General features: G+C 73.1%; 15 protein-coding genes and 2 tRNA genes. 9 read left to right on the forward strand and 8 right to left on the reverse strand.

The genetic code is table 11. The features are described from left to right. The first annotated feature begins 71 nt into the window (after positions 1-71). A tRNA-Lys gene (locus ABT123_RS09160) sits at positions 72-144 on the forward strand. Between the two features lie 61 nt (positions 145-205). Here the strand turns inward: ABT123_RS09160 and ABT123_RS09165 are convergent. Next, a complete protein-coding gene (locus ABT123_RS09165) occupies positions 206-781 on the reverse strand; it encodes a TetR/AcrR family transcriptional regulator (protein ID WP_351311315.1) in 576 nt (191 codons plus the stop codon). Positions 782-858: 77 nt separating this feature from the next. On the opposite strand from ABT123_RS09165, the gene ABT123_RS09170 reads away from it, so the two are divergent. From ABT123_RS09170 to ABT123_RS09185, 4 genes are all read left to right on the forward strand, one after another. Continuing rightward, the gene (locus tag ABT123_RS09170; RefSeq protein WP_351311317.1) at positions 859-1,347 is read left to right on the forward strand and encodes an FBP domain-containing protein; all 489 of its coding nucleotides are present in this window, start codon (positions 859-861) and stop codon (positions 1,345-1,347) included. 58 nt (positions 1,348-1,405) lie between these two features. Continuing rightward, a tRNA-Met gene (locus tag ABT123_RS09175) sits at positions 1,406-1,479 on the forward strand. 131 nt (positions 1,480-1,610) lie between these two features. After that, complete coding sequence (locus ABT123_RS09180) at positions 1,611-2,783, forward strand: PP2C family protein-serine/threonine phosphatase (RefSeq protein WP_351311350.1); 1,173 nt, start codon at positions 1,611-1,613, stop codon at positions 2,781-2,783. A 280-nt stretch (positions 2,784-3,063) separates the two neighbouring features. After that, positions 3,064-4,149, forward strand: a complete 1,086-nt coding sequence (locus tag ABT123_RS09185) for a M23 family metallopeptidase (protein WP_502970907.1) — start codon at positions 3,064-3,066, stop codon at positions 4,147-4,149. Here the strand turns inward: ABT123_RS09185 and ABT123_RS09190 are convergent. The 4 genes from ABT123_RS09190 to ABT123_RS09205 form a co-directional block, all read right to left on the reverse strand. After that, the gene (locus tag ABT123_RS09190) at positions 4,055-5,428 is read right to left on the reverse strand and encodes a PrsW family intramembrane metalloprotease (protein WP_502970908.1); all 1,374 of its coding nucleotides are present in this window, start codon (positions 5,426-5,428) and stop codon (positions 4,055-4,057) included. The two genes, ABT123_RS09185 and ABT123_RS09190, sit on opposite strands and share 95 nt — an antisense overlap. A gap of 78 nt (positions 5,429-5,506) precedes the next feature. Then, positions 5,507-6,337, reverse strand: a complete 831-nt coding sequence (gene trmB, locus ABT123_RS09195) for a tRNA (guanosine(46)-N7)-methyltransferase TrmB (RefSeq protein ID WP_351311356.1) — start codon at positions 6,335-6,337, stop codon at positions 5,507-5,509. Between the two features lie 101 nt (positions 6,338-6,438). After that, positions 6,439-7,659, reverse strand: a complete 1,221-nt coding sequence (lhgD, locus tag ABT123_RS09200) for an L-2-hydroxyglutarate dehydrogenase (RefSeq protein ID WP_502970911.1) — start codon at positions 7,657-7,659, stop codon at positions 6,439-6,441. Between the two features lie 58 nt (positions 7,660-7,717). Next, positions 7,718-9,250 carry an NsdA family TPR-like regulatory protein gene (locus tag ABT123_RS09205; RefSeq protein ID WP_351311321.1) on the reverse strand — a complete coding sequence of 511 codons (1,533 nt, stop codon included), beginning with the start codon at positions 9,248-9,250 and terminating at the stop codon, positions 7,718-7,720. Between the two features lie 628 nt (positions 9,251-9,878). Here ABT123_RS09205 and ABT123_RS09210 point away from each other — a divergent pair. Then, a complete protein-coding gene (locus ABT123_RS09210) occupies positions 9,879-12,083 on the forward strand; it encodes an asparagine synthase-related protein (protein WP_351311323.1) in 2,205 nt (734 codons plus the stop codon). Positions 12,084-12,102: 19 nt separating this feature from the next. Here the strand turns inward: ABT123_RS09210 and ABT123_RS09215 are convergent, their stop codons facing one another. Both ABT123_RS09215 and ABT123_RS09220 read right to left on the reverse strand, forming a co-directional pair. Next, positions 12,103-14,163 carry a sigma-70 family RNA polymerase sigma factor gene (locus ABT123_RS09215; protein ID WP_351311325.1) on the reverse strand — a complete coding sequence of 687 codons (2,061 nt, stop codon included), beginning with the start codon at positions 14,161-14,163 and terminating at the stop codon, positions 12,103-12,105. 270 nt (positions 14,164-14,433) lie between these two features. Further along, positions 14,434-15,216, reverse strand: coding sequence for a TetR/AcrR family transcriptional regulator (locus tag ABT123_RS09220; protein ID WP_351311327.1), 783 nt, complete (start codon positions 15,214-15,216; stop codon positions 14,434-14,436). 327 nt (positions 15,217-15,543) lie between these two features. Here ABT123_RS09220 and ABT123_RS09225 point away from each other — a divergent pair, with 327 nt between their 5' ends. Together ABT123_RS09225 and ABT123_RS09230 are read left to right on the forward strand one after the other, a co-directional pair. Continuing rightward, positions 15,544-16,962, forward strand: a complete 1,419-nt coding sequence (locus ABT123_RS09225; protein ID WP_351311358.1) for an NAD(P)/FAD-dependent oxidoreductase — start codon at positions 15,544-15,546, stop codon at positions 16,960-16,962. A gap of 157 nt (positions 16,963-17,119) precedes the next feature. Further along, on the forward strand, positions 17,120-18,817 hold the full coding sequence (locus tag ABT123_RS09230) for an ATP-binding SpoIIE family protein phosphatase (RefSeq protein ID WP_351311360.1): 1,698 nt from the start codon (positions 17,120-17,122) through the stop codon (positions 18,815-18,817). 82 nt (positions 18,818-18,899) lie between these two features. Here ABT123_RS09230 and ABT123_RS09235 read toward each other — a convergent pair whose 3' ends face one another. Further along, positions 18,900-20,189: an MFS transporter gene (locus tag ABT123_RS09235; RefSeq protein WP_351311362.1), complete on the reverse strand. Its 1,290-nt coding sequence runs from the start codon at positions 20,187-20,189 to the stop codon at positions 18,900-18,902. Positions 20,190-20,306: 117 nt separating this feature from the next. On the opposite strand from ABT123_RS09235, the gene ABT123_RS09240 reads away from it, so the two are divergent. Further along, positions 20,307-20,843 (forward strand): MarR family winged helix-turn-helix transcriptional regulator, encoded by a 537-nt coding sequence (locus tag ABT123_RS09240; RefSeq protein WP_351311329.1) that lies wholly within the window; start codon positions 20,307-20,309, stop codon positions 20,841-20,843. Positions 20,844-21,475 lie beyond the last annotated feature (632 nt).

Below are 21,475 nucleotides of genomic sequence, written 5' to 3' on the forward strand. Positions count from 1 at the left end.
GACCGCCCGTCAGCCGATACCCAATCGGCTGACGGGCGGTGTCCGGCTATGCTCTGGGGAGAGCACTCCAAGGGCCATTAGCTCAATTGGCAGAGCAGTGGACTTTTAATCCATTGGTTGTCGGTTCGAGTCCGACATGGCCTACAGCTCGGGCAGCGCCCCCGACCGGGATTCCGGTCGGGGGCGCTGTGCTGTCCGGGGCCGCTCAGGGCTGTCGCGGCCAGGCCGTCAGGAGCGTGTGCAGGGCCTCCAGCATCCGCGGCCAGGACGCGTCCGGGCGGCGCGGGGCCCGGAAGGCGGCCGAGGCCTCCAGTGCGGCGAAGCCGTGGAGGGTGCTGCGGACCAGGCGGACCGCGTCGGTCAGGTCCGGCTCTTCCAGGCCGTAGCCGTGGAAGAGCGCGTACGTGTACTCGGTCATGCGGCGGTGGCCGGCGGAGGCGGCGACCCGGTCGGCGGGGAGCGGCAGCTGCGTGGCGGCGTACCGGCCGGGGTGGGCGACGGCGTAGTCGCGGTAGGCGGTGGCGAAGCCGGCGAGGGCGTCCCGGCCGGAGCGGCCGGCCAGGGCCGCGCCCAGGAGGTCGGCGAACTCGGCGGCGCAGCGCACCGCCAGCCGCTCCCGCAGGTCCTGGAGGTTGCGGAGGTGCGAGTAGAGGCTGGCGTCCCGGACGCCGAAGTGCCGGGCGAGCGCCGAGACGGTGATCCTGTCGAAGCCGGCGGAGTCCGCCAGTTCGGCGGCTGCCTCGACGATCCGGTCGGGGGTGAGTCCCGCGCGTACCGCCAACGTTCCCTCGTTTCCTTGTTTGCTTGGGGTATTAATCATTTGCCTAGGGGGTCTAGGCAACCTTAGCGTCACTCACCATGAAGGCACTGACCGAGACCGAGATCCGCAACGCGTTCGTCAACTGCTCCAAGGGCGAGGCGGCGCGGCTGCCCGTGCCCCGCGATCTGGCCGACCGGCCCTGGGCCGATCTGGACTTCCTGGGCTGGCGGGACCTGTCTGCGCCCGACCGCAGCTATCTCGTCACCGAGCACGAGGGTCGGCTCGTCGGCGTCGCGCTCCGCTTCCCCGCGGCCAAGCGCGGGTTCCTGCACCGCAGCATGTGCACCCTCTGCCTGACCACCCACCCCGGCAGCGGGGTCTCGCTGATGACCGCCCGCAAGAAGGGCAAGGAAGGGCGGGACGGGAACTCGGTCGGGATCTACCTGTGCACGGACATGGACTGCTCGCTCTATGTGCGGGGGAAGAAGCAGCCGGAGCCCGGAGGGCGGTTCGAGGAGTCGCTGACGGTGCATCAGCAGATCGACCGGATGACCGGGAACCTGGCCGCTTTTCTCGGCCGGCTCTAGGTCCGGAGGCTAATTGGTCATGAGCGGCTCCCGGATGGCGTAAGGTTGTGTTTACCGACGCGGGGTGGAGCAGCTCGGTAGCTCGCTGGGCTCATAACCCAGAGGTCGCAGGTTCAAATCCTGTCCCCGCTACTCAGTACGAAGGCCCGGATCCTCAGGATCCGGGCCTTCGTCGTTGCTCACCCGATCGGCCCCCGCCCGCTCGACGCCGGGCAGCCCGTACCCCCAGCCTTGTCCGAGGACCGGCATAGGAGAACAGCGTGGTGGGGCTGGGGCAGCGAGGCGGAGGCGGCTGGCGAGGCGGTCTCGGGCGGAACCGCCTTTCCCGGCGGTTCGTCCGGGTGCTTCCGGCCGTGCTGATCGTCCTCGGGCTGATCTTCGACGTGCTGACCCCGCCCAGCTTCACCGGGTCGCCGTTCTTCTCCGCGGCCCCGCTCGTCGCCGCCCCGCTGTTCGCCCTCGGCCCCACCGTCCTGACCGGCCTGCTGGCCTCGATCGCCGTCCTCGGGCTGCACATCAACAACGGCACCACCTGGAAGGTGGAGGCGCTGACCGAGTTGGTGACCGTGCTCACCGTCTCCGGGCTGGCCATCCTCATCAACCGGGTGGTGCGGCGCAGCGGGGAGCAGCTGGCCTCCGCGCGCGGGATCGCCGAGGTGGCCCAGCGGGCCGTGCTGCCGGTCCCGGCGGAGCGGATCGGCGGGCTGCAGATCTCGGCCCGGTACGAGGCCGCCGAGGCCGACGCGTTCATCGGCGGGGATCTGTACGCCGTCCAGGACACCCCGTACGGGGTGCGGCTGGCGGTGGGTGACGTACGGGGCAAGGGCATGGGGGCGGTGGAGGCGGTGGCGGTGGTGCTCGGGGCGTTCCGGGAGGCCGCCGAGTGGGAGCCCAGCCTGGAGGGGGTGGCCCAGCGGCTGGAGCGGGCGCTGGCCCGGGAGGGCACCCGGCGGGACAGCCTGGATGCGGTGGAGGGGTTCACCACCTGCGTGCTGGCCGAGATCCCGAGCGGGGCGGAGGTGCTGCGCGTGGTGAACCGCGGCCATCCGGAACCGCTGCTGCTGTACCCGGACGGGGCGCTGAAGGCGCTGGTGCCGGCCGAGGCGGCGCTGCCGCTGGGCATGGGGGAGCTGGCGGCCTGGCCGGACCGGGTCGAGGAGTGGCCGTTCCCGGCGGGGGCCACCCTGCTCCTCTACACCGACGGGCTGACCGAGGCGCGGGATGCGGCGGGGAGCTTCTACGACCCTTCCGTGCGGCTGCGCGGGCGGATCTTCCCGGGGCCCGACGCGGTGCTGAGCGCGCTCACCACGGACGTGCGCCGGCACACGGGCGGCGGGGCGACCGACGACATGGCGCTGCTGGCGGTCGGCCGTCCCGGTGAGCGGCAGCCGGCCCGGCGGCGGACCGTCCCCGTGATCCGTCGCCACAGTGAGTGACCGAAGGGGCGCACTCCGCACTGTGTCTGATGAGGCGTCAGGAAGCGGTGGTGGCCGACGATGTACCCAAACGGGAGGGGTAATGCCCCGTTTGATGCCATGTATGGGCTGTATGTGGAGGCCAAAGCAAGTCAGGGCGTGGCTGATTGATGGGAACGATCAACGGCAACAGCTTGGAATCACACACCTCCGTCTATTACCGTTCGATAACGCAGCGCGGTCGTCCCAACCGTCGCAAGAGGCGGCACCGTGCGCGTGCGCGCCAGAAGGAGTCATCCCGGTGGAAGGTATCGAGAACCAGGAAGAGGCCTCCGCCGGCGCCTGGGGCGAGTGGAACCCCACCGAGGACTCCGTCCGTCCGGTCCGTGGCCGGCACCGGGTCGCCCGGCAGCGCGGCGGACTCGCCCGCAGCTCCACCGTCCTGGGTGTCGGTGTGATCGCGGCGGTCGGCGCGGGCGGCATCGCCACCGCCCAGGACCGCCCGCAGGTCTCCATATCCATGCCTTCCCTGCCGTCCATGCCCGACCTGGGCTCCCTCGTCGGTGACGAGGACGGGGGTAAGGGCGGGAGCGACGAGCAGCGGGACGCCGCCACCGCCGCAGCCGCGGCCGGTGCCGAGGACCGCGCCGGCTCCGCCCGGGCGGACCGCGGATCGGGCGAGCGGTCGGCGCCCACCGCCTTTATCCCCCGGCAGTCGACCGGGGAGACCGGATCCGACGCCGGCGAGGCCCTGCGCCACCGGATCCTCCAGCAGGCCGAGTCCCAGAAGGACGCCGCCGCGGCTGCCGAACGGCTCGCCGCCGAGCGCGCCGCGGAGGAAGCCGCCGCCCAGGAGGCGAAGGGGAAGCAGGAAGCCGCGCGCAAGGCTGCCGAGGCGGCTGCCAAGGCCGCCGAGGAAGCCGCCCGGGCCGAGGCCGAGGCCAAGGCGAAGGCCGCTGCGGAGGCCGAACGGCGGGCCAAGCTGGCCGGCAGCTACGCCCTGCCCACCTCCTCCTACACCCTGACCTCGCACTACGGCGACTCCGGCTCGATGTGGTCCTCCGGGCACCACACCGGCCTCGACTTCGCCGCCCCGACCGGCACCCCGGTCAAGGCCGTGCACGGCGGAAAGATCACTTCGGCCGGCTGGTCGGGGGCCTATGGCTACCGGATCGTGCTGGAACTCCCGGACGGCACCGAGGTCTGGTACTGCCACCTCTCCTCGATGGCGGTGACCTCCGGCTCGGTGGGCACCGGCGACACCATCGGCCGGGTCGGCGCCACGGGCAATGTCACCGGGGCCCATCTGCACCTGGAAGTGCGTACGGCCGGTGGCTCGACGATGGATCCGCTGGCCTGGCTGGAATCCAAGGGACTGAACGTCTGACACCCGTCCTGGCGGGCGGCACCACGGGCGGTACCACAGCGGCTGGCACCACGGGCGGAACAACGGCGGGCGGCAGCACGGGCGGAACCAGCTCTTCCATCATGGCCGCGCGGATCAGCGCCGGACCGGCCTGTGGCCGCCGCAGCCAGATGCGGCGCAGCAACTCCCGCTCCCGCTCGGCGAATTCCGGCACCCGCGCCGGTCCGCCGCGCCGGGCCCGGTACCGCAGCAACGCCAGCTCCGCCGCATCCGCCTCGTACCGGAGGACTACCCGCCGGGCCGGGCGCCCGCCCGCATGGCGGGCCAGCGACCGGGCCAGCGCGCGGGCCGGCATCGAAGCGAGCGCCCGGGCCTCCACCGGACTCAGCCAGCCCGCCGCCGCGTACACCGCCAGCTCGCTGCCGACCGCCCGGAGCTGGCGCTGCCGCAGCCGTACGGCCAGCACCGCCAGCAGCACGAACACCGGGACCATCACGCAGCCGTAGACCAGGTAGAAGCCGTACTCGCCCAGCTCGGAGGAGCTGTTCCAGAGCGCGTGGGCACCCATGGCCAGGGCCAGCCCGAGCAGCGGCAGCCCGATCCGGGCCGACCGGCGTCCGCACAGCGCTGCCGCGCCGAAGCCCAGGCCGGTGAGCACCGTGAACAGCGGGTGGGCGAACGGCGACAGCATGATCCGGACGAAGAAGGTGGCGGCGGTCAGCGAGTCCAGCGCGGCGGTACCGCTGCCCAGGTCCTCGCCGAAGGCATTGCCCAGGTAGAGGATGTTCTCGGTGAACGCGAACCCGGTGGCGGTGAACCCGGCGAGGACGAACCCGTCGGTGAAACCGGTCAACAGCCGTCTCCGGAACAGGAACACCAGCAGCAGGGCGGCTGCCTTGGCGGACTCCTCCACCACCGGCGCGATCGCGACCGAGCCGAGCTGGTCGGCATCGGAGGGGTCGGCGGTGGCCGCGGCTATCCACTCGGTGGCGAAACTGTTGGCCAGTATGGCGATCAGCGCCGCCGCGCAGGCACCCCAGCCGAAGCAGTACAGCAGGCACGGCCACGGGCCGGGCGAGACCCGGCCGAGCCACCGGAAGGCCGCCATGAGCGCCGGGACCGGGAACAGGGCCAGGCCGAGACCGACGAAGAAGCCGGGGGTGCCGGTCTGTTCGCGCACCAGCTCCAGGATGGCCACCCCGGAGGTCGCGAGCACGCCGAGGAGCACGCACGTGCGGACCGTGCCCGACGGGCGCGAGAGCACAGCACGGACAGCGGCATCGCGGAGCGCTCCGAACACTCCATCACAGTAGCGAGCGGGTCCGACACAGACGGTGACGTTTCCCGGTTTTCGCCCGTTCCCGGTGGCTTCCCTTAACTAACCGGTGCGGCGGAACAGCAGGTCGTGTACAAGGTGGCCCTTGTCCAGGCCCTGTCCCTCGAACCGGGTCAGTGGCCGGAATGCCGGGCGTGCCGCGAATCCGCCGTCTTCCTGCGTGTTCTCGAAGTCGGGGTGCGCGCTGAGCACTTCGAGCATCTGCTCGGCGTACGGCTCCCAGTCGGTGGCGCAGTGCAGGACCGCACCGGGTGCGAGGCGGGTCGCGGCCAGGGTGAGGAACTCGGGCTGGATCAGCCGGCGCTTGTGGTGGCGCTTCTTGGGCCACGGGTCCGGGAAGAACACGCGCATCCCGGCGAGCGAGGCGGGCGGCAGCATCTCGCGGAGCAGGATGATCGCGTCACCGTTGGCGACCCGGATGTTGGTCAGTCCGTTGCGCTCGGCGAGGGCGAGCAGGTTTCCCTGGCCCGGGGTGTGCACGTCGGCCGCGAGGATCCCGGTGGCCGGGTTGTCGGCGGCCATCTGGGCGGTGGCCTCGCCCATGCCGAAACCGATCTCCAGGACCACCGGCAGCCCGTCGAAGAGCTCGTCGAGGTCGATGACCCGGTGCCCGTCGATGTCCAGGCCCCAGGTGCCCCAGAGTCGCCGGAGGGCGTCCTCCTGCCCGGTGGTCACCCGGCTGCGGCGCGGCTGGAAGCTGCGGATCCGCCGCTCGTGGTGGGATCCGGCCGGGTCGGGCGCGGGGCCCTCGGGGCCGAACCGCGACTCGGTGCGCCAGCGGGGCGGGGTGTACGGGGGCGCCTCCGGCGCCGCCACGGGGAGCTCGGCGACGTCGACGTCCGCCTCGGGGGCGGCGCTGGGGTGCGGGTTCATGGACTCAGACACAGTGTGTCGATTCTACGGTCGGCCCCCGGACCGGCGCGCGCCGGTCAGGCCCGCCCTGTTCAGGCGGGCCCCTCTCAGGCCGGCCCCGCTCAGGCCTGCAGCGCGGCCAGCGCCCGGCGGGCCACCTCGCGGCCGATCGGGAGCGAGGCCGTCGCCGCGGGCGAGGGGGCGTTCAGCACATGGACCGTGCGCGGGGCCTCGCGGATCAGGAAATCGTCCACCAGGGTGCCGTCCCTCAGCACCGCCTGTGCGCGGACGCCGGCCGGGGCCGGGTGCAGGTCCGCCTCGGTGGCCGCGGGCAGCAAGCGGCGCACCGCCTCGGTGAAGGCCCGCTTCGACAGCGAGCGGTGGATCTCGCCGGCCCCGTACCGCCAGTGGCGGCGGGCGATCGCCCAGGTGCCCGGCCAGGCCAGCTCGGCCGCGATCTCCCGCGGCCGGACCACGGACCAGCCGTATCCCTCGCGGGCCAGCGCCGGGACCGCGTTCGGCCCGACATGGACGCCGCCGCCGATTCCCCGGGTGAGGTGCACGCCCAGGAAGGGGAAGGCGGGGTCGGGGACCGGATAGACCAGTCCGCGGACCAGCTCGGGGCGCGCGAAGTCGTAGTACTCGCCGCGGAACGGGACGATCCGCATGCCCGGGTCGTCGCCGGCCAGCCGGGCCACCCGGTCGCACTGCAGGCCCGCGCAGTTGACCAGTGCGCCCGCTCTCACGACCAGCCCGGAGGAAGTGCGGACCGCGACCGCGGACGGCCGGCGCGAGATCAGCTCCACCCGCTCCCCGTACAGCACCTGCGCGCCCGAGGCCTCCGCCAGCCGCTCCGCGACCTGCCCGTAGTCCACGATGCCGGTGGTGCCGACATGGATCGCGGCCAGGCCCCGCACCTCCGGCTCGTACTCGGAGATCTGCGCCGGGCCCAGCTCCCGCACCGGAATGCCGTTCTCCCGGCCGCGCTGGACCAGGGCGTGCAGGCGGGGCAGCTCCGCCTGCTCGGTGGCGACGATCAGCTTCCCGGTCACCTCGTGCGGAATGCCTTGTTCCGCGCAGAACTTGACCATCTCGGCCGCCCCGCGCACCGCGAAGCGGGCCTTCAGGGAGCCCGGCCGGTAATAGACCCCGCTGTGGATCACACCGCTGTTGCGGCCCGTCTGGTGCCGGGCCGGGCCGGTTTCCTTCTCCAGCACCACCACCCGCGTCCCCGGAGCGAGCCGCGACAGGGCATGGGCCGTCGACAGGCCGACGATCCCGCCACCGATCACCAGCACATCGCAATCCAGGCTCACCACGTGTACACCTCCCACCCCTGATATTGCACCGTGGCACTGACAGCCAAGCCCGGGGGATGCGGATGGCCGGCAGAATCCGGTCTCAAGCCGGGGTGACCAGCAGCGGCCGGGCCCGTTCCCGCAGCTCGGCGACGCGCGGCTCGTCCCCGTACGGTTCCAGCCGGTGCAGCAGGTCCCGTACGTACTCGGTGGTGCGGGCGGAGGAGATCCGGCCCGCCACCTCCACCGCCCGGGTGCCGGCCGCGCAGGCCGCGTCGAGGTTGCCCGACTCCAGCTCGGCGACCGCGCTGACCACCAGCCGCAGGCCGTGCGAGCGTACGTACTCCTCGGTCGGCCGGGACAGCGCCTGCTCGGTGAACCGCCGTACCTGCCGGGGCAGTTTGAGGTCCCGGTAGCATTCCGCCGCATCCGCCGCGAACCGGTCGTAGGAGTAGAAGCCCAGCCAGGTGGGGTCCGGGTCCCCGTCCCGCGACCGCTCCAGCCAGCCCTCCGCCGCCCGCAGGGCCGCCCCGGCCGCCTGCGAGTCGCCCGCCTTCGCGTGGGCCCGCGCCTCGACCAGCCGGAAGAAGCTCATGGTGCGGGCGGTGGCCAGGCCGCGGTTGCGCTCCACGGCCGCCTGCGCCAGGTCCACGCCCTCGTCCGCGAAGTCGCGGTAGGTGGCCTGCAGGGACATGGAGGCCAGTACGTACCCGCCGAGCGGTACGTCGGCCGCCGCGCGGGCCAGCCGCAGTGCCTGGATGTAGTACCGCTGGGCGGCCTCCTGCTGGCCGGTGTCGAAGGCCATCCAGCCGGCCAGCCGGGTCAGTTCGGCGGTGGCCCCGAACAGCGCCCGGCCCACCTCGTCGCTGTACGAGCCGAGCAGCAGCGGGGCCGCGTCCACCCGCAGGCACTCCGGCACCATCGAGGAACGCCAGTCCCCGCCGCCGTACTTGGAGTCCCAGCGCCGGGCGTCCTCGGCGGCCTCGCGGAGTTTGGCCACATCGCTGTGGCCGACCCGCTGCGGCGCGGGGTGCGCGCGCGTTTCGTTTCCCGGCTGCGAGGGCACAACGGAGGTCGGCGACGACGCGGGCGACGGCGGTGGCGATGTGGACACGGCAACAGCAGCGGCATGGCCGGCGGCAGCGCCGGGCGGCGGAGCCGCCTCGCGTGCCACCGAGCTGTCGGCCGGCGATATCAGCCAGCGCGCCGCAGGCGTCGCGTATGCCGCCACGGAGAACGACCCGGCCAGCGACTGCCAGATCCCGCCGCCGCCGCGCCGCCCCACCAGGTCCAGCCGGTACAGATCGGTGGCCGAGCGCACGGCCGCCCCCACGTCGCGCGGGAAACCGAGACCCACCTCGGGCGCCGGGTCCGCGTCGGCCAGTCCGATCTCGTGCAGCGGTACCGGACGGCCCAGCTTGGCGCCGATGGCGGCGGCGATGAGATGCGGCGCGGCACCCTGCGGCACCATGCCCTTCGACACCCACCGGGCCACCGAGGTCTTGTCGTAGCGGAGCGTCAACCCCCGCTGTGCGCCGAGGTCGTTGACCCGCCGGGCCAGCCCGGCGTTGCTGATGCCGGCGAGGGCGAGGACGGCGCCGAGCTTCTCGTTGGGCTCGCGGAGCTCCCTGGACATGCGCCACCCCTCGTCACGCGGAACGCAGAACGCAAGAACGCAAGAAACGCACCAAACACTCACCGAACACCCGATACACCTGACACGTACGGCCATACAGTCGGCACCGGGCATAGGCGCCCGGCATTCGTAAACCCAGCGTAGTTCCCCGCATCCCAAGCGTTAAGGCCCCGACTTCCGTATGGCGGGATTGTTGTCCGTGTGCACAGTCCTGCCCGGGGCGCACCGGTCCGGGCGTGCTCCGGTCGTGTGGCCGTGCGCCTCCGTGTGCGCTCTGGCCCGACCCGGGGCCCGGCGATTCGATGTGCGGTGCGTGGGTCGGCCCGCTGCGTGGATCCGGCGGGCCGGGGGACACCGCCGCCTCAATCCCCGCGGGTGGCGGACCGGTCCGGGGGGCGGACCGCGCCTCCCGGGCCGCACCCGCGTACTTCACCCCTGGGCGGCCGAAGAATGGCCGAAATCGGCCTATGGGGCACGCCGGGGCGCTGGGAACGGAACGCCAAACACCGCAGGGCGGGGGCGTGTTCGTTTGCCTGCGCGCCCCCCTTGGCGGCTCCCGCACGCCCGTCTCGTGGCAGCATGGACCCCGACCCACACGGGCCACAATGCTGGTAGCGGGGAGGCGGCGATGCGCTGGTTGGTGGGGTGGAGCAGTATCGCCGCGAGTTTCGGCACCGCGGGCCGGGTCACAGGCCCGGGCGGCGGCACCGGCACCGGCCACGATGGCGCGCTGCGCGGAGGTCTGGCGGACGCCGCGCATCCCGACGATCCGGCCGAGGACGCCGAACGCACCGTCCACCCCGTGGGAGCCCAGCTGATCTGGGGCGACCCCGACCCGCTGTGGGCCGTCGGCGACTGGCGCCCGGACGAGATCCGCACCGTCACCGCCGATCCCGCCGACCCCTTCACCCGGCTTGCCGTCCTCGGCTGCTGCGGGGCCGGCGACGCCGAACTCCGCCAGGCCATCTACGCGGCCCGCGGCGGCGCCCTGCGCCATCTGACCTCCTGGCCCGGCAGCTACACCGCCATCGTGCAGACCGGCCGCCGGATCACCGTCCTCGGCGACCTGGCCGGGGCCCGGCCCGTCTTCTACACGCCCTGGGCGGGCGGTACGGCGTACGCCACGGCCGCGCTGCCGCTCGCCGACCTGATCGAGGCCCAGCTCGACATCGGCCACCTCGCGGCCCTGCTGGCCTGTCCCGACAGCCCGGAGGCGCTGGGCGACGGCACACCGTACACGGGCGTCCGGCGGATCCCGCCGGGCCACGCGCTCATCCTGCGCGAGGGCTCCCGCGAGATCACCGGGTACGAACCGGTGGCCTCCCTTGCCGTGGCCGCGCCGGAGACCACCGCCGAGCGCGCGGTGGAGGGCGTACGGGAAGCACTCGTCGACGCGGTGCGCGCCCGGCTCACGGCCCCTCGTCATGCTCCCGACACCCTGCCGTACGACCCGGGGCCGGTTCCCGGCATGGGCCCCGCCGACCGCCGGGCGGCCCGGGGGGCACCCGCGCCGGTCCCCGGGATCGGCGCCGACCTCTCCGGAGGCAGCGCGTCCGCGACCCTGGCGCTGCTCGCCGCCGGCCTGCCAGGCACCCCCGGCACCCTGCCCGGCCTCGGCGCCACGGCGGCCGGCGAGCGGCTGCTCGCCGTCACCTTCAACGACCTCGCCACCCCGCAGGGCCGGGAGGCCGAACTGGAGCGGGCCCGGGCGATCGCCGCCGACCCGCGGCTGCACCACGTGGTGGTCGCCGCCGCGGCGGAAGCCCTCCCGTACGCCGAACTCGACGGCCCGCTCACCGACGAGCCCGGCCCCTCCCTGGTCGTGGCCGCCCGCGAACGGCGCCGGCTGGCCGCGGGCTCCGCCGACCACTTCGTCGGCAACGGCGCCCGCCAGGTGCTGGACGGGCACCCGGCCCGGCTGGCCGACCTGCTGATGGACCGGCGCCGGCGGCACCTGCTCCGCCCGGTGGCGGCCCTGGCCCGCTCGGCGGCGGCCGGCGGGGCCGAAGGGGCCTCCGCCTCCCTGCTGGTCCCGTTGACCGTGTACTCCGCCGCCCGCCGGCTGGCCCGCACCACCTACCGGACGGGGATGGAGGCGGTGGCGGCCCAGTTGCGGGACGGCCGGCTCGGGATCGGTCCCGGCGGGCCGGTGGACGCCTCCCTGTCCGCCCTCACCTGGTGCCGGCCGGGGCCGGCGGCCCGCTGGCTGACCGGGGAAGCGCTGGCGGAAGTATCGATCCGGCTGGGGGCCGCCGCTGCCCGGCCGCCGCTCTCGCTCCGCCCCGGGGAGGCCCGCGCCCGCTCGGTGCTGGCCCGGCAGGCCGCCGACCACCGGGTCTTCGAGCAGGCGGCGGAGGTCCGCAGCCAGCGCCTGCACGCGCCCTTCCTGGACAACCAGGTGGTCCGGGCCGCCCGCGCCCTCCCGGAGTCCCTCCGAGTCCAGCCGGGCGCCCGCGCCACCGTCCTGCGCGGGGTCCTGTCGGCGGCCGGGATCCGCGAACTCCCGCCGGACTGGGGTGCGGTCACGCATGCCCCGAACGAGACGGCGACCCGACTGGGCCTGCGGGCCGCGCTGCCCGACCTGCTCCTGCTGTTCTCCTCGCCGTTCCTCGCGGACGCGGGGCTGGTGGATGCGCGGGTGGTCCAGCAGGCCCTGACCGATGCGGCGGAGGGCCGGCCGGTGCCGCTGGACGGTCTGGCGGAACTCGTGTCGATGGAGCTGTGGCTCCGCCGGCTCCTGGCCCGCCGCGGCACCTGCTGGACCGGCACCTCCAGCCCCCGCCGCCGCGCCGTCCCCACCGGCGTCCCGCTGCGCCGCCCGGCACTCTCCTAGACCCTGTCCGGGGCCGGGCTCAGCGGCAGGAGAGTACGGCGTCGGCCCAGGAAGCCAGGGCCAGTCGGGTGTGCGGTTCGGCGTGTTCGACCACCAGGCGCACGGTGCCGGAGCCCGCGAGGCCGACCCGGACCGGGACCGCGGGATCGCCGGGGCGGAGGGACGGGGAGTGCCAGAGGCGCCGGCCGTCCCCGTAGACGGAGAACCGCACGGAGCCGCCGCTCAGCATCGACAGGTCGTCCACGCCGACCTTCGCCGAGAAGGTGCTGCACTGCCGGTTGAGCCGGATCTCCACCCGGGAGCGGGAGTTGACCGTGATCCCGTGCTCGTACTGTCGGTCGCCGATGTGCAGGCCCCACCGCTGCCAGACCCAGCTGCTGCGCCAGGTGTCCAGCTCGGGGCCGGTGTGGTCGCCGAAGACCGCATGGTCCAGCCGGGCCAGCCGGTACCCGGCGGGCGGCGCCGGTGCGGGCTGCGGGGTCGGTGGTGGGGTCGGCTTCGGGGTCGCCGTGGCCGGCGGGCTGGGCGTGGGCTTCGGCTCGGCCGGCGGGGCCGGCTTCGGGGGCGGGGTCGGGCTCGGCGTGGGCGTCGGTGGGGCGGGCGCGGCCGGACGCGCCGGCGCCGTGCCGGGCCGGGCACTCGGAGCGGGCGGCTTCGAGGCCCGCGGTGGCGGTACGGGCGCCTGCGCGCTCGGCGCCGCCGCTGCGGGCGCTGCGGGCGCGCTGGGGGCCGGCTCGGGCCGCGCGGGCTCGGCCGGGACCACCGGGGCCACCGGGGCCACGGCGCTCGGCGCGGGCCGCACCCCGGCCTGCGGTTCGACCTCGTCCCCGGCGAACGCGAAGACCACCCCTGCGGCGGCGGCCACCGCGAGACCGACCGCGATCGAGGCCTTGGCGGGCAGGCCGAGCCCTTCGGAGGCCGCCACGGACCCGGATGAAGCCCCGGCTCCGCCGGCCGCACCCGCACCGCCCGCATCGCTCGTGGCGCCGGCTCCCGCACCCGCACCCGCCGCCCCTGCGGTCCCCGCACCCGCGCCGGCCGTCGATCCGCCGGTGGCCGCCACCGCCGCGCCCGCGCCGCCCGCGGCGACCGCACCGCCGGCCACCACACCGGCCGCCTTGCCCGCATACCCGGCGGCGAACCAGCCGATGACCGCGACCGGAAGCAGGGCCGGAATGGCCGCGTTGACGTCCTTGAGCTCACCGGCCGCCAGCCGGCACGCGGCACATTCCTCCAGGTGCTTGCGCAGCCCTCGCTCCGCCCGCATCCGCAGCCCGCCCCGGGCATACGCGCCCAGCCGGTCCGCATACCGTGCGCAGTCCCCGCCCGCGCTGAGCGCCGTACTCACGTGCGCCTGCAGGTAGGCCTGCTTGAGGCCTTCGCGGGCCCGGCTCGCCAGGACCGCCGTCGCATTGGCGGTCAGCCCGAACAGCGGGGCGATCGAGCTCGGCGAGGACTCCTCGACGGTGGTGTGCCACAGCACGGCCTGCCACCGCTCGGGGAGGCTCCTGAAGGCCTGCATGGCCAGCGACTGCTCGGCTTGGTGCATGGCCCGCACATCCGCGCCCAGCTCCAGCGTGTCCGCGCCGGACAGCCCGGATCCGGCCTCGGCTCCCGTCGAACCGGCAGCCGCCTGCTCGGCGAAGACCGCGAAGTCCTCGACCAGTTGCTCGCGCTTGGCCGTCTTCGTCCACGCGGCGGCCACCCTGCGGACGGTGGTGAGCAGATACGCGCGGACGGCCTGGTCGGGGCCGGCTCCGCCGCGTACGGCCTGCAGGGTCCGCGCGAACACCTCGGCGGTCAGGTCCTCTGCGGTGTGTCCGTCCCGGCAGCAGGTCCGCGCGTACCGGCGCACGGCCTCGGCATGGCGGCGGAACAGCTCCTCGTAGGCGGTGTCGTCACCGCCGCGCAGCCGGGCGATCAGGTCGCCGTCGGAGGCGGGCAGTTCGGCCGAGGTCGCCCCGCTGCCGGCCTCGCGCTGGGCCGGAACCTGGTGAGCGGGCAGGCTGCCCGCCCCGACCTCGCCGCCGATGCCGCCGGCGCCGCTACTGCGTGGCTCTTCCCGCCCGTCAACGCTCATCGCGGAAGCCCCCGCACGACACACTCAACCGGTACACCGGACCAGCGTGACACAAAGCGGACGCGCTCCGAACCCGTCTGGTGCAGACGGCAACACCGCAAGCACCCTCACCCGTTCGAGCGACCGATCCTCCGCGGCGCCGGTGCCCCGGCCGACCGCACGCCCTATGCAGCGCGGTCGGCCGGGGAGTCCACCGGACACTCAGCCGGACAGTCCCCCGGGACAGCGGGCCGGTCGGTTGGTCGGTCGGTCGGTCGGTCGGTCAGACGGTCAGACGGTCCGCGAGCGCAGACCCTCGAGCAGGATGTCGAGCAGCCGGGCCGAGGCGGCGGCCTGCTGGGCCGGGTCCGGCAGCGCCGGCGCCGCGGTGGCTATGACCAGCAGGACATCGGCCACGGTGACATCGGCGCGCAGTTCGCCCGCCGCCCGCGCCCGGTCCACCAGCTTGCCGACCACCTCGAGCAGTGCTCCGGCGCCCGAGTCCTCCGCAGGGTCCACGGCAGCGGTCGAGGCGGCCGGGGCGGTGGCGGTCCGAGAGCCCACCACCCGCAGCTCCGGCTGCTGCCGCTGCTGCGGAACGCGGGCGTCCACGGAAGCCGTGCCCTCGCCGTGCTCATCGCCGGGCGAGTCGACCCGCAGCACCTGCGGCGGCAGCAGCCGCCCGGCGCCGGAGGCCACGGAGGTCCGCAGGAACCGCGACAGCGCCTGCCACGGCTCCTCCTCCTGGCCCAGTGCGGCCCGCGCCTGCTCGGTCAGCCGGGCGGTCTCCTCCTCGGCTATCCGCCGGACCAGGACGTCCTTGCTCGGGAAGCGGCGGTACACGGTGCCGACGCCGACCCGGGCGCGGCGCGCCACGTCCTCCATCGGGGCGCCGTACCCCAGCTCGCCGAAGACCTCGCGGGCCGCCCGCAGGACGTGCTCGAGGTTGCGCTGCGCGTCCACGCGCAGCGGAGTGGAACGGCCCACGCCGTGGGTGGTGCCGCCCGCTATCACGCGTCCGCCGCCCCCGTCCGAGAGCGCGGTCGCAGAGCCATGGAAATCGGAAATATGCATATGTTTCCCCCGGTAATCATTTGTCTCCCCCCGGAGACACTCCCCGCCTTCGTGTCGAGTGGGCCGAGGTCATCTGGGCCCGGTACTGCTCCTCGACGGGTTACGAACATAGTTGAGCCAGAGTCAATTCAGAAGAGGCAGCCCCGTACGGACCACCGCCCGATCGGAGCATTCACCCCCACTTTTCCGTTTCCGACCCCCGGAACGACACCTTCCGCTGCGCCTGACCTGCACTCCTTCCCCCCGCCAGCCCCTTCCGCCAGCGCTGTCCCACCACCGCCTCCGGTCACACAATTTGCCGGGCCTGTGGACAAACTCCCGGCCACGATGCGTCATGGGGTGGTGAAGGCTGCTAACTCCCGGGGCACGGACCCCGGTACCCCGCCCCGGACGCGCATCCTCGTCGTCGGCGGCGGCTACGTCGGCATGTACACGGCCCTGCGGCTCCAGCAACGGCTGAGAGCCGGCGAAGCCGAGGTCACGGTGGTCACCCCCGAGCCCTACATGACCTACCAGCCCTTCCTCCCCGAGGCCGCGGCCGGCTCCATCTCGCCGCGCCACGTGGTCGTCCCGCTCCGCCGGGTCCTCAACCGCTGCCGCATCGTCATCGGCGAGGTCCAGCGCATCGACCACACCAAGCGGACCGCCACCGTCAACACCCTCGCCACCGAAGAGGAAGGCGCCGGACCGCTCAAGCTCGAGTACGACGAGATCGTCGTCGCCCCCGGCTCCGTCTCCCGGACCCTCCCGATCCCCGGCCTCGCCGACTACGCCATCGGCTTCAAGACCGTCGAAGAGGCCATCGGACTGCGCAACCACGTCATCGAACAGATGGACATCGCCTCCTCCACCCGCGATCCCGCGATCCGCGACGCCGCCCTCACCTTCGTCTTCGTCGGCGGCGGCTACGCCGGCGTCGAGGCCCTCGGCGAGCTGGAGGACATGGCCCGCTACGCCGCCCGGTACTACCACAACATCAAGCCCGGGGACATGAAGTGGATCCTGGTCGAGGCCAGCGACCACATCCTCCCCGAGGTCGGCCCGGAGCTGGGCAAGTACACCGTCAGCGAGCTCCGCCGCCGCAACATCGACGTACGCCTCGACACCTGCCTCGACTCCTGCGAGAACCGCGTCGCCGTCCTCAGCGACGGCTCCCGCTTCCCCACCCGCACCGTCGTCTGGACCGCAGGCGTCCGACCGCACCCCGTCCTCGCCGCCACCGACCTGCCCAAGAACGAACGCGGCCGGCTGGCCTGCACCCCCTTCCTCACCGTCGAGGGCGTCGAGCACGCCTGGGCCGCCGGCGACGCCGCCGCCGTCCCCGACATCACCGCGGGCGAACCGGGCCGCGACTGCGCCCCCAACGCCCAGCACGCCCTGCGCCAGGCCAAGGCCCTCGCCGACAACCTGCTCGCCTCCCTCCGCGGCGAGCTCCTCACCGAGTACGCCCACAAGTACGCGGGCTCGGTCGCCTCCCTCGGCCTCCACAAGGGCGTCGCCCACGTCTACGGCCGCAAGGTCAAGGGCTACCCCGCCTGGCTGATGCACCGGGCCTACCACCTGAGCCGGGTCCCCACGTTCAACCGGAAGATGCGCGTCCTGGCCGAATGGACCCTCTCCGGGCTCTTCAAACGGGAGATCGTCTCCCTCGGCTCCCTCGAACATCCCCGCGCAGAATTCGAACTCGCGGCGGGTGGCCGCCCCACCCCACCCCCGCCCAACCCCCCGAAGCCCGGCCAAGGCTGACGTTGTCAGTCCGGTCGGCCACACTGGACGTGTGACCATAGGTGGGCTCACACCTGCACAGAGTGACCCTGCACCGAGTGACACCGCCCCAGCACCGTCCAGCGACCGTCCCTGAACAACGCAGCGACCACGAGCGACACCACGAGGCTTGAACGCAGTGAACTTCACGCGCTGGAGCGCCCGGTTTCCCGGAACGCAGCGCCGCGCCGCCGCCCGGACCGAACATGCCGCCGCCCAGGCCAAACGGGGCGAAGGATCCGTCCCCGCAGCCCGTGGCGCCGCGCCCGACGGCCGCCCCGCCGACCCCACCGTCTCCGGCACGGGCACGGGCACCGGCACCCCGCTGGCCGCCGTGCCCTCCCCCGACGAGCTGTCCGTACGGGAGCTCCTCGGGCGGCTCCCCGCCCTCGTGGCCCTCGTCCACGGCCCCGAACACCGCATCGCCTACCTCAACGACGCCTACACCGCCGGCTTCGGCCCCCGCCCCACCGGCGCGCCCGCCGCCGAGGCCCTCCCCGAGCTCGGCGAGCTCGGCCTGCTCCCCCTCCTCGACCAGGTGCTGCGCAGCGGCAAGCCCCGTACCGCCAAGAACCGCACTGCACCCGGCGGCGGGAGTTCCTACACCGTCACCTGCACCCCCGTCGCCTTCCCCGGCCCCGACAGCGCCGGCGTACTGATCCACCTCGCCGACGTCACCGACCACGCCGAGGCCGTCGACCGGCTGCGGGCCAGCGAGCGCCGCCAGCGCGAAGCCGCCGTGACCCTCCAGCGCTCGCTGCTCCCGCAGGAGCTCGAACAGCCCGACGACCTGCGCATCGCCGCCACCTACCAGCCCGGCGGCACCGAGGCCGCGGTCGGCGGCGACTGGTACGACGTCATCACCCTCGGAGCCGGCCGCACCGCGCTCGTCATCGGCGACGTGATGGGCCGCGGGGTCCGCGCCGCCGCCGTCATGGGCCAGCTCCGCACCGCCGTCCGCGCGTACGCCCGCCTCGACCTGCCACCCCACGAGGTGCTGCAGCTGCTCGACGGACTGGCCGCCGAGATCGACGCCAGCCAGATCGCCACCTGCGTGTACGCCGTCCACGACCCCAACGAGGGCCTGCTGGCCTACGCCTCCGCCGGCCACCTCCCGATCCTGGTCCGCGACGAGGACGGTACGGTCCGCCGCGCCGCCGACCCGACCGGCCCACCGCTCGGCACCGGCGGCTGGCTGCACTCCTCGGGCACCATCGCCCTCGGCCCCGGCTCCACGGCCGTCCTCTATACGGATGGCCTGGTCGAGCGCCGCGGCGAGGACATCGACGAGGGCGTCTCCGCCCTGGCACGCGCCCTGTCCGGGGCCCAGGGCACCCCGGCCGTCATCTGCGACCGCCTGATGCGCGCCCTCGGAGTCGACGCGGACCACGACGACGACGTCGCCGTCCTGGTCCTCCAGCACCCCACCCGCACCGGAGCGGATGCCGAGCTCTTCCACAACGCCGCCCTGGAACTCCTCGGCGGCATCGAGGCGGCCCCGCGGGCCCGCGCCTTCGCCCAGGGCGTGCTCGCCTCCTGGCGCTTCCCGGTCGAGCTGTGCGACCTCGGGGTCCTGGCGGCCAGCGAGCTCGTCGCCAACTCCCTCCAGCACGGCACCCCGCCCATGCGGCTGCGGCTGCGCCGCACCGACCGCCGGCTGATCATCGAGGTGACGGACGGGGACGACCACCTCCCGCGCCGCCGCCGCGCGGAACCGGCTGACGAGACCGGCCGCGGAATCTCGATCATCGCCACCATCGCCTCCTCCTGGGGCTCCCGCCGCACCCCGGGCGGCGGCAAGGCGGTCTGGTGCGAGTTCGCCCTGCCGGACAAGTAGCCGCCGGTCACCGGTACGCAAAAGGGCCCCCGCTCCGACAGGAGAGGGGGCCCTTGCACGACCGGACGGCGGCCGGACGGGATCAGGCGGCGACGGCTTCGGCCGCTTCGGCCGCGGCCTGCGGCCTGACCGGCGCCGGGGAGGTCCGCACCAGCGAGGGGTTGTCCTGCGCCGGGGTCAGCTGCCGGCCGAGCCGCAGCGCCAGCCAGGCGATGCCCAGCGAGGCCAGCACGAAGGTCCCGATGTAGAGCATCGGCAGCCCGGCCCCCAGCGGCACGCCCAGCGGCCCGAGCGCCAGCGCCATCTGCTTCACCAGGGCGAAGGCGGAGTTGTACTGCCCGACCGAACCCTCCGGCGCCAGGTCGGCGACCAGCGGCGCCAGCGTCGGCGACAGCATTGCCTCGCCGATGCCGAAGAGCGCGTACGTGGTGACGAACGCGGCGGCAGCCATTACGGCGCTGCCGTGCCCGAGGCCCGAGAACCCGGCGATCACCCAGGCGACCGTCCAGATCAGCCCGACCAGCGCGATCACCCGTGACCGGCGGCGCTTCTCGACCAGCTTCAGGACGACGAACTGCGCGAGCACGATCGCCCCGGTGTTGGCGGCGAGAGCGAACCCGAGGGTGGACGGGGAGATCCCGGCAGCCTCGGTGCCGAAGGCGGCCAGACCCGACTCGAACTGTCCGTAGCAGGCGAAGAACAGCACGAAGCCCAGCACACACAGCTGCACCATCGCCTTGTGGCCCAGCAGCCGCTGCCAGCCGGTACCGCCCGCCTGGGCCGGATCCTTCGGCCGGGCGTCGGTGATGGTCGGCGCGTGCGGCATCTTCACCGAGGCGATGACACCGGCCAGCACCAGGAACATCACGGCCTCGATGCTGAACAGCAGGGTGAAGCTGCCGGGACGGCTCTCGTCGACGATCTGCCCGCCGAGCAGACCGCCGATGCCCAGACCCAGGTTCTGCATGAAGAACTGGAGCGCGAAGGAGCGGGTCCGGGACGCCGGGGTCGAGCACCACACGATCATCGTGGCCAGCGCGGGCTGCATGACGGCCTGGCCGGCGCCCAGCGCGAGAGCAGAAAGCAGGATCGGCAGCACGCCGGTGGCGAGCCCGAGGGACAGCGCACCCAGGGAGGCCGTGACCGCGGCACCGATGACGACCGGTACCGGGCCCCGGCGGTCGATGACGCGCCCGGTGAAGGGCAGCGCGATGAGCGCACCGAGGGCGAACGCGACGAACGCGCACGTCGCCCACATGGAGCCCAGTTCTCGCACCTGCGCCACGTAGATATAGAGGAACGGAACCGTGAAACCGATGCCGAACGCAGTCAGCGCGTTGCCGGCCTGGATCCGCCGCATCGCAGCGCCCATCACCTTGGTCACTTCTCACCTGCCCTTAGAGCTGAAGACTTCACACCTAAAGTTCGAGTGTTAAGAGTACACATCGAAGGAGTTAGATGCCAACGGGATCGTGCGATACTCGGGACCATGGGTGACACGCCGGACGGCACAGTGGCCGTCAACGAGCCGACCATCGACCAGCAGATCGCTGCCTACCAGCGCGAATTCCAGGACCTCGACCCCCAGGTCGAGAAGGTCGTGTCGGGGCTGAGCCGCCTCAACCGCCGCATGAACGTCGCGTACGGGCGCCAGACCGCGGCCCTGGGCATCAGCAACGCGGAGTGGGAGGTCCTCAAGGCCCTCGTCCTCTCCGGTGCCCCGTACCGGATGGGCCCGAGCGAGCTCGCGAAGCAGCTGGGTCTGACGCCGGCGGCGATGACCCACCGGATCGACCGCATGACGGCGGAGGGGCTGGTCACCCGCGAGCGGGACGAGTCCAACCGGGTCCGGGTGATCGTGGAGCTCACGCAGGAGGGCCGCAGCAAGTGGCTCGACGCGATGCGCATGGCCTCGGTCTTCGAGGAGGACCTCCTCCAGGACCTCTCCACGGAGGAGCGCGGCGTGCTGGGCGACATCCTGACCCGCCTGCTGGACCGTGTGGAGCACGTCCAGGGCAAGGGCTGACACGGGGTTGACACACCCCTGATGGATCCGTAATGTTCTCCAGGTTGCCGCGGGGCCGTAACGGTTCTGCGACAGCAACTCCCGCCGCCTCGTTGCGGCAACCCAACTCAGCACGATCCCCACCGGGAACACATTCGGCATGCCCGAATTCATTTCCGAGGCTCGATTATGAGCCGCCCGGGAAATCCGCTAGAGTTCGGGAGTCGGAAGGGCCCAACAGCCCGGAAGACAAACCCCGCTGACTGGGAGTCAGGCCCGAAAGGATCTGATAGAGTCGGAACCGCCGGAAAGGGAAACGCGAAAGCGAGAACCTGGAAAGCGCCGAGGAAATCGGGTCCGAAAAGATCTGATAGAGTCGGGAACGCAAGAACAAAGCAAGAACGAAGGAAGCGCCCGGAGGAAAGCCCGCGAGGGTCAGTACAAAGGAAGCGTCCGCACCTTGAGAACTCAACAGCGTGCCAAAAATCAACGCCAGAAGTTGATACCCCGTCCACCTCGGTGGATGAGGTTCCTTTGAAAAAGTCCTGGCAGGCCCTTACCGGTCTGGCAGGCAACAACACAGCGAGGACGCTGTGGACAGTCGGCCATATTCCGGCATGACTGTCCCGCTCTCGTGGTGTGCACCCGATTAC

The organism is Streptomyces sp. NPDC002054 (assembly GCF_040296685.1).
GTDB lineage: Bacteria > Actinomycetota > Actinomycetes > Streptomycetales > Streptomycetaceae > Streptomyces.

Bases quoted from the DNA above. Each gene is read 5' to 3' on its own strand.
- ABT123_RS09225 (WP_351311358.1), top strand. From the start codon at position 15,544: ATGCGTCATGGGGTGGTGAAGGCTGCTAACTCCCGGGGCACGGACCCC.
- ABT123_RS09210 (WP_351311323.1), top strand. From the start codon at position 9,879: ATGCGCTGGTTGGTGGGGTGGAGCAGTATCGCCGCGAGTTTCGGCACC.
- ABT123_RS09205 (WP_351311321.1), bottom strand. From the start codon at position 9,250: ATGTCCAGGGAGCTCCGCGAGCCCAACGAGAAGCTCGGCGCCGTCCTC.
- ABT123_RS09215 (WP_351311325.1), bottom strand. From the start codon at position 14,163: ATGAGCGTTGACGGGCGGGAAGAGCCACGCAGTAGCGGCGCCGGCGGC.
- ABT123_RS09170 (WP_351311317.1), top strand. From the start codon at position 859: ATGAAGGCACTGACCGAGACCGAGATCCGCAACGCGTTCGTCAACTGC.
- ABT123_RS09220 (WP_351311327.1), bottom strand. From the start codon at position 15,216: ATGCATATTTCCGATTTCCATGGCTCTGCGACCGCGCTCTCGGACGGG.
- ABT123_RS09240 (WP_351311329.1), top strand. From the start codon at position 20,307: ATGGGTGACACGCCGGACGGCACAGTGGCCGTCAACGAGCCGACCATC.
- ABT123_RS09235 (WP_351311362.1), bottom strand. From the start codon at position 20,189: ATGGGCGCTGCGATGCGGCGGATCCAGGCCGGCAACGCGCTGACTGCG.
- trmB (WP_351311356.1), bottom strand. From the start codon at position 6,337: ATGAACCCGCACCCCAGCGCCGCCCCCGAGGCGGACGTCGACGTCGCC.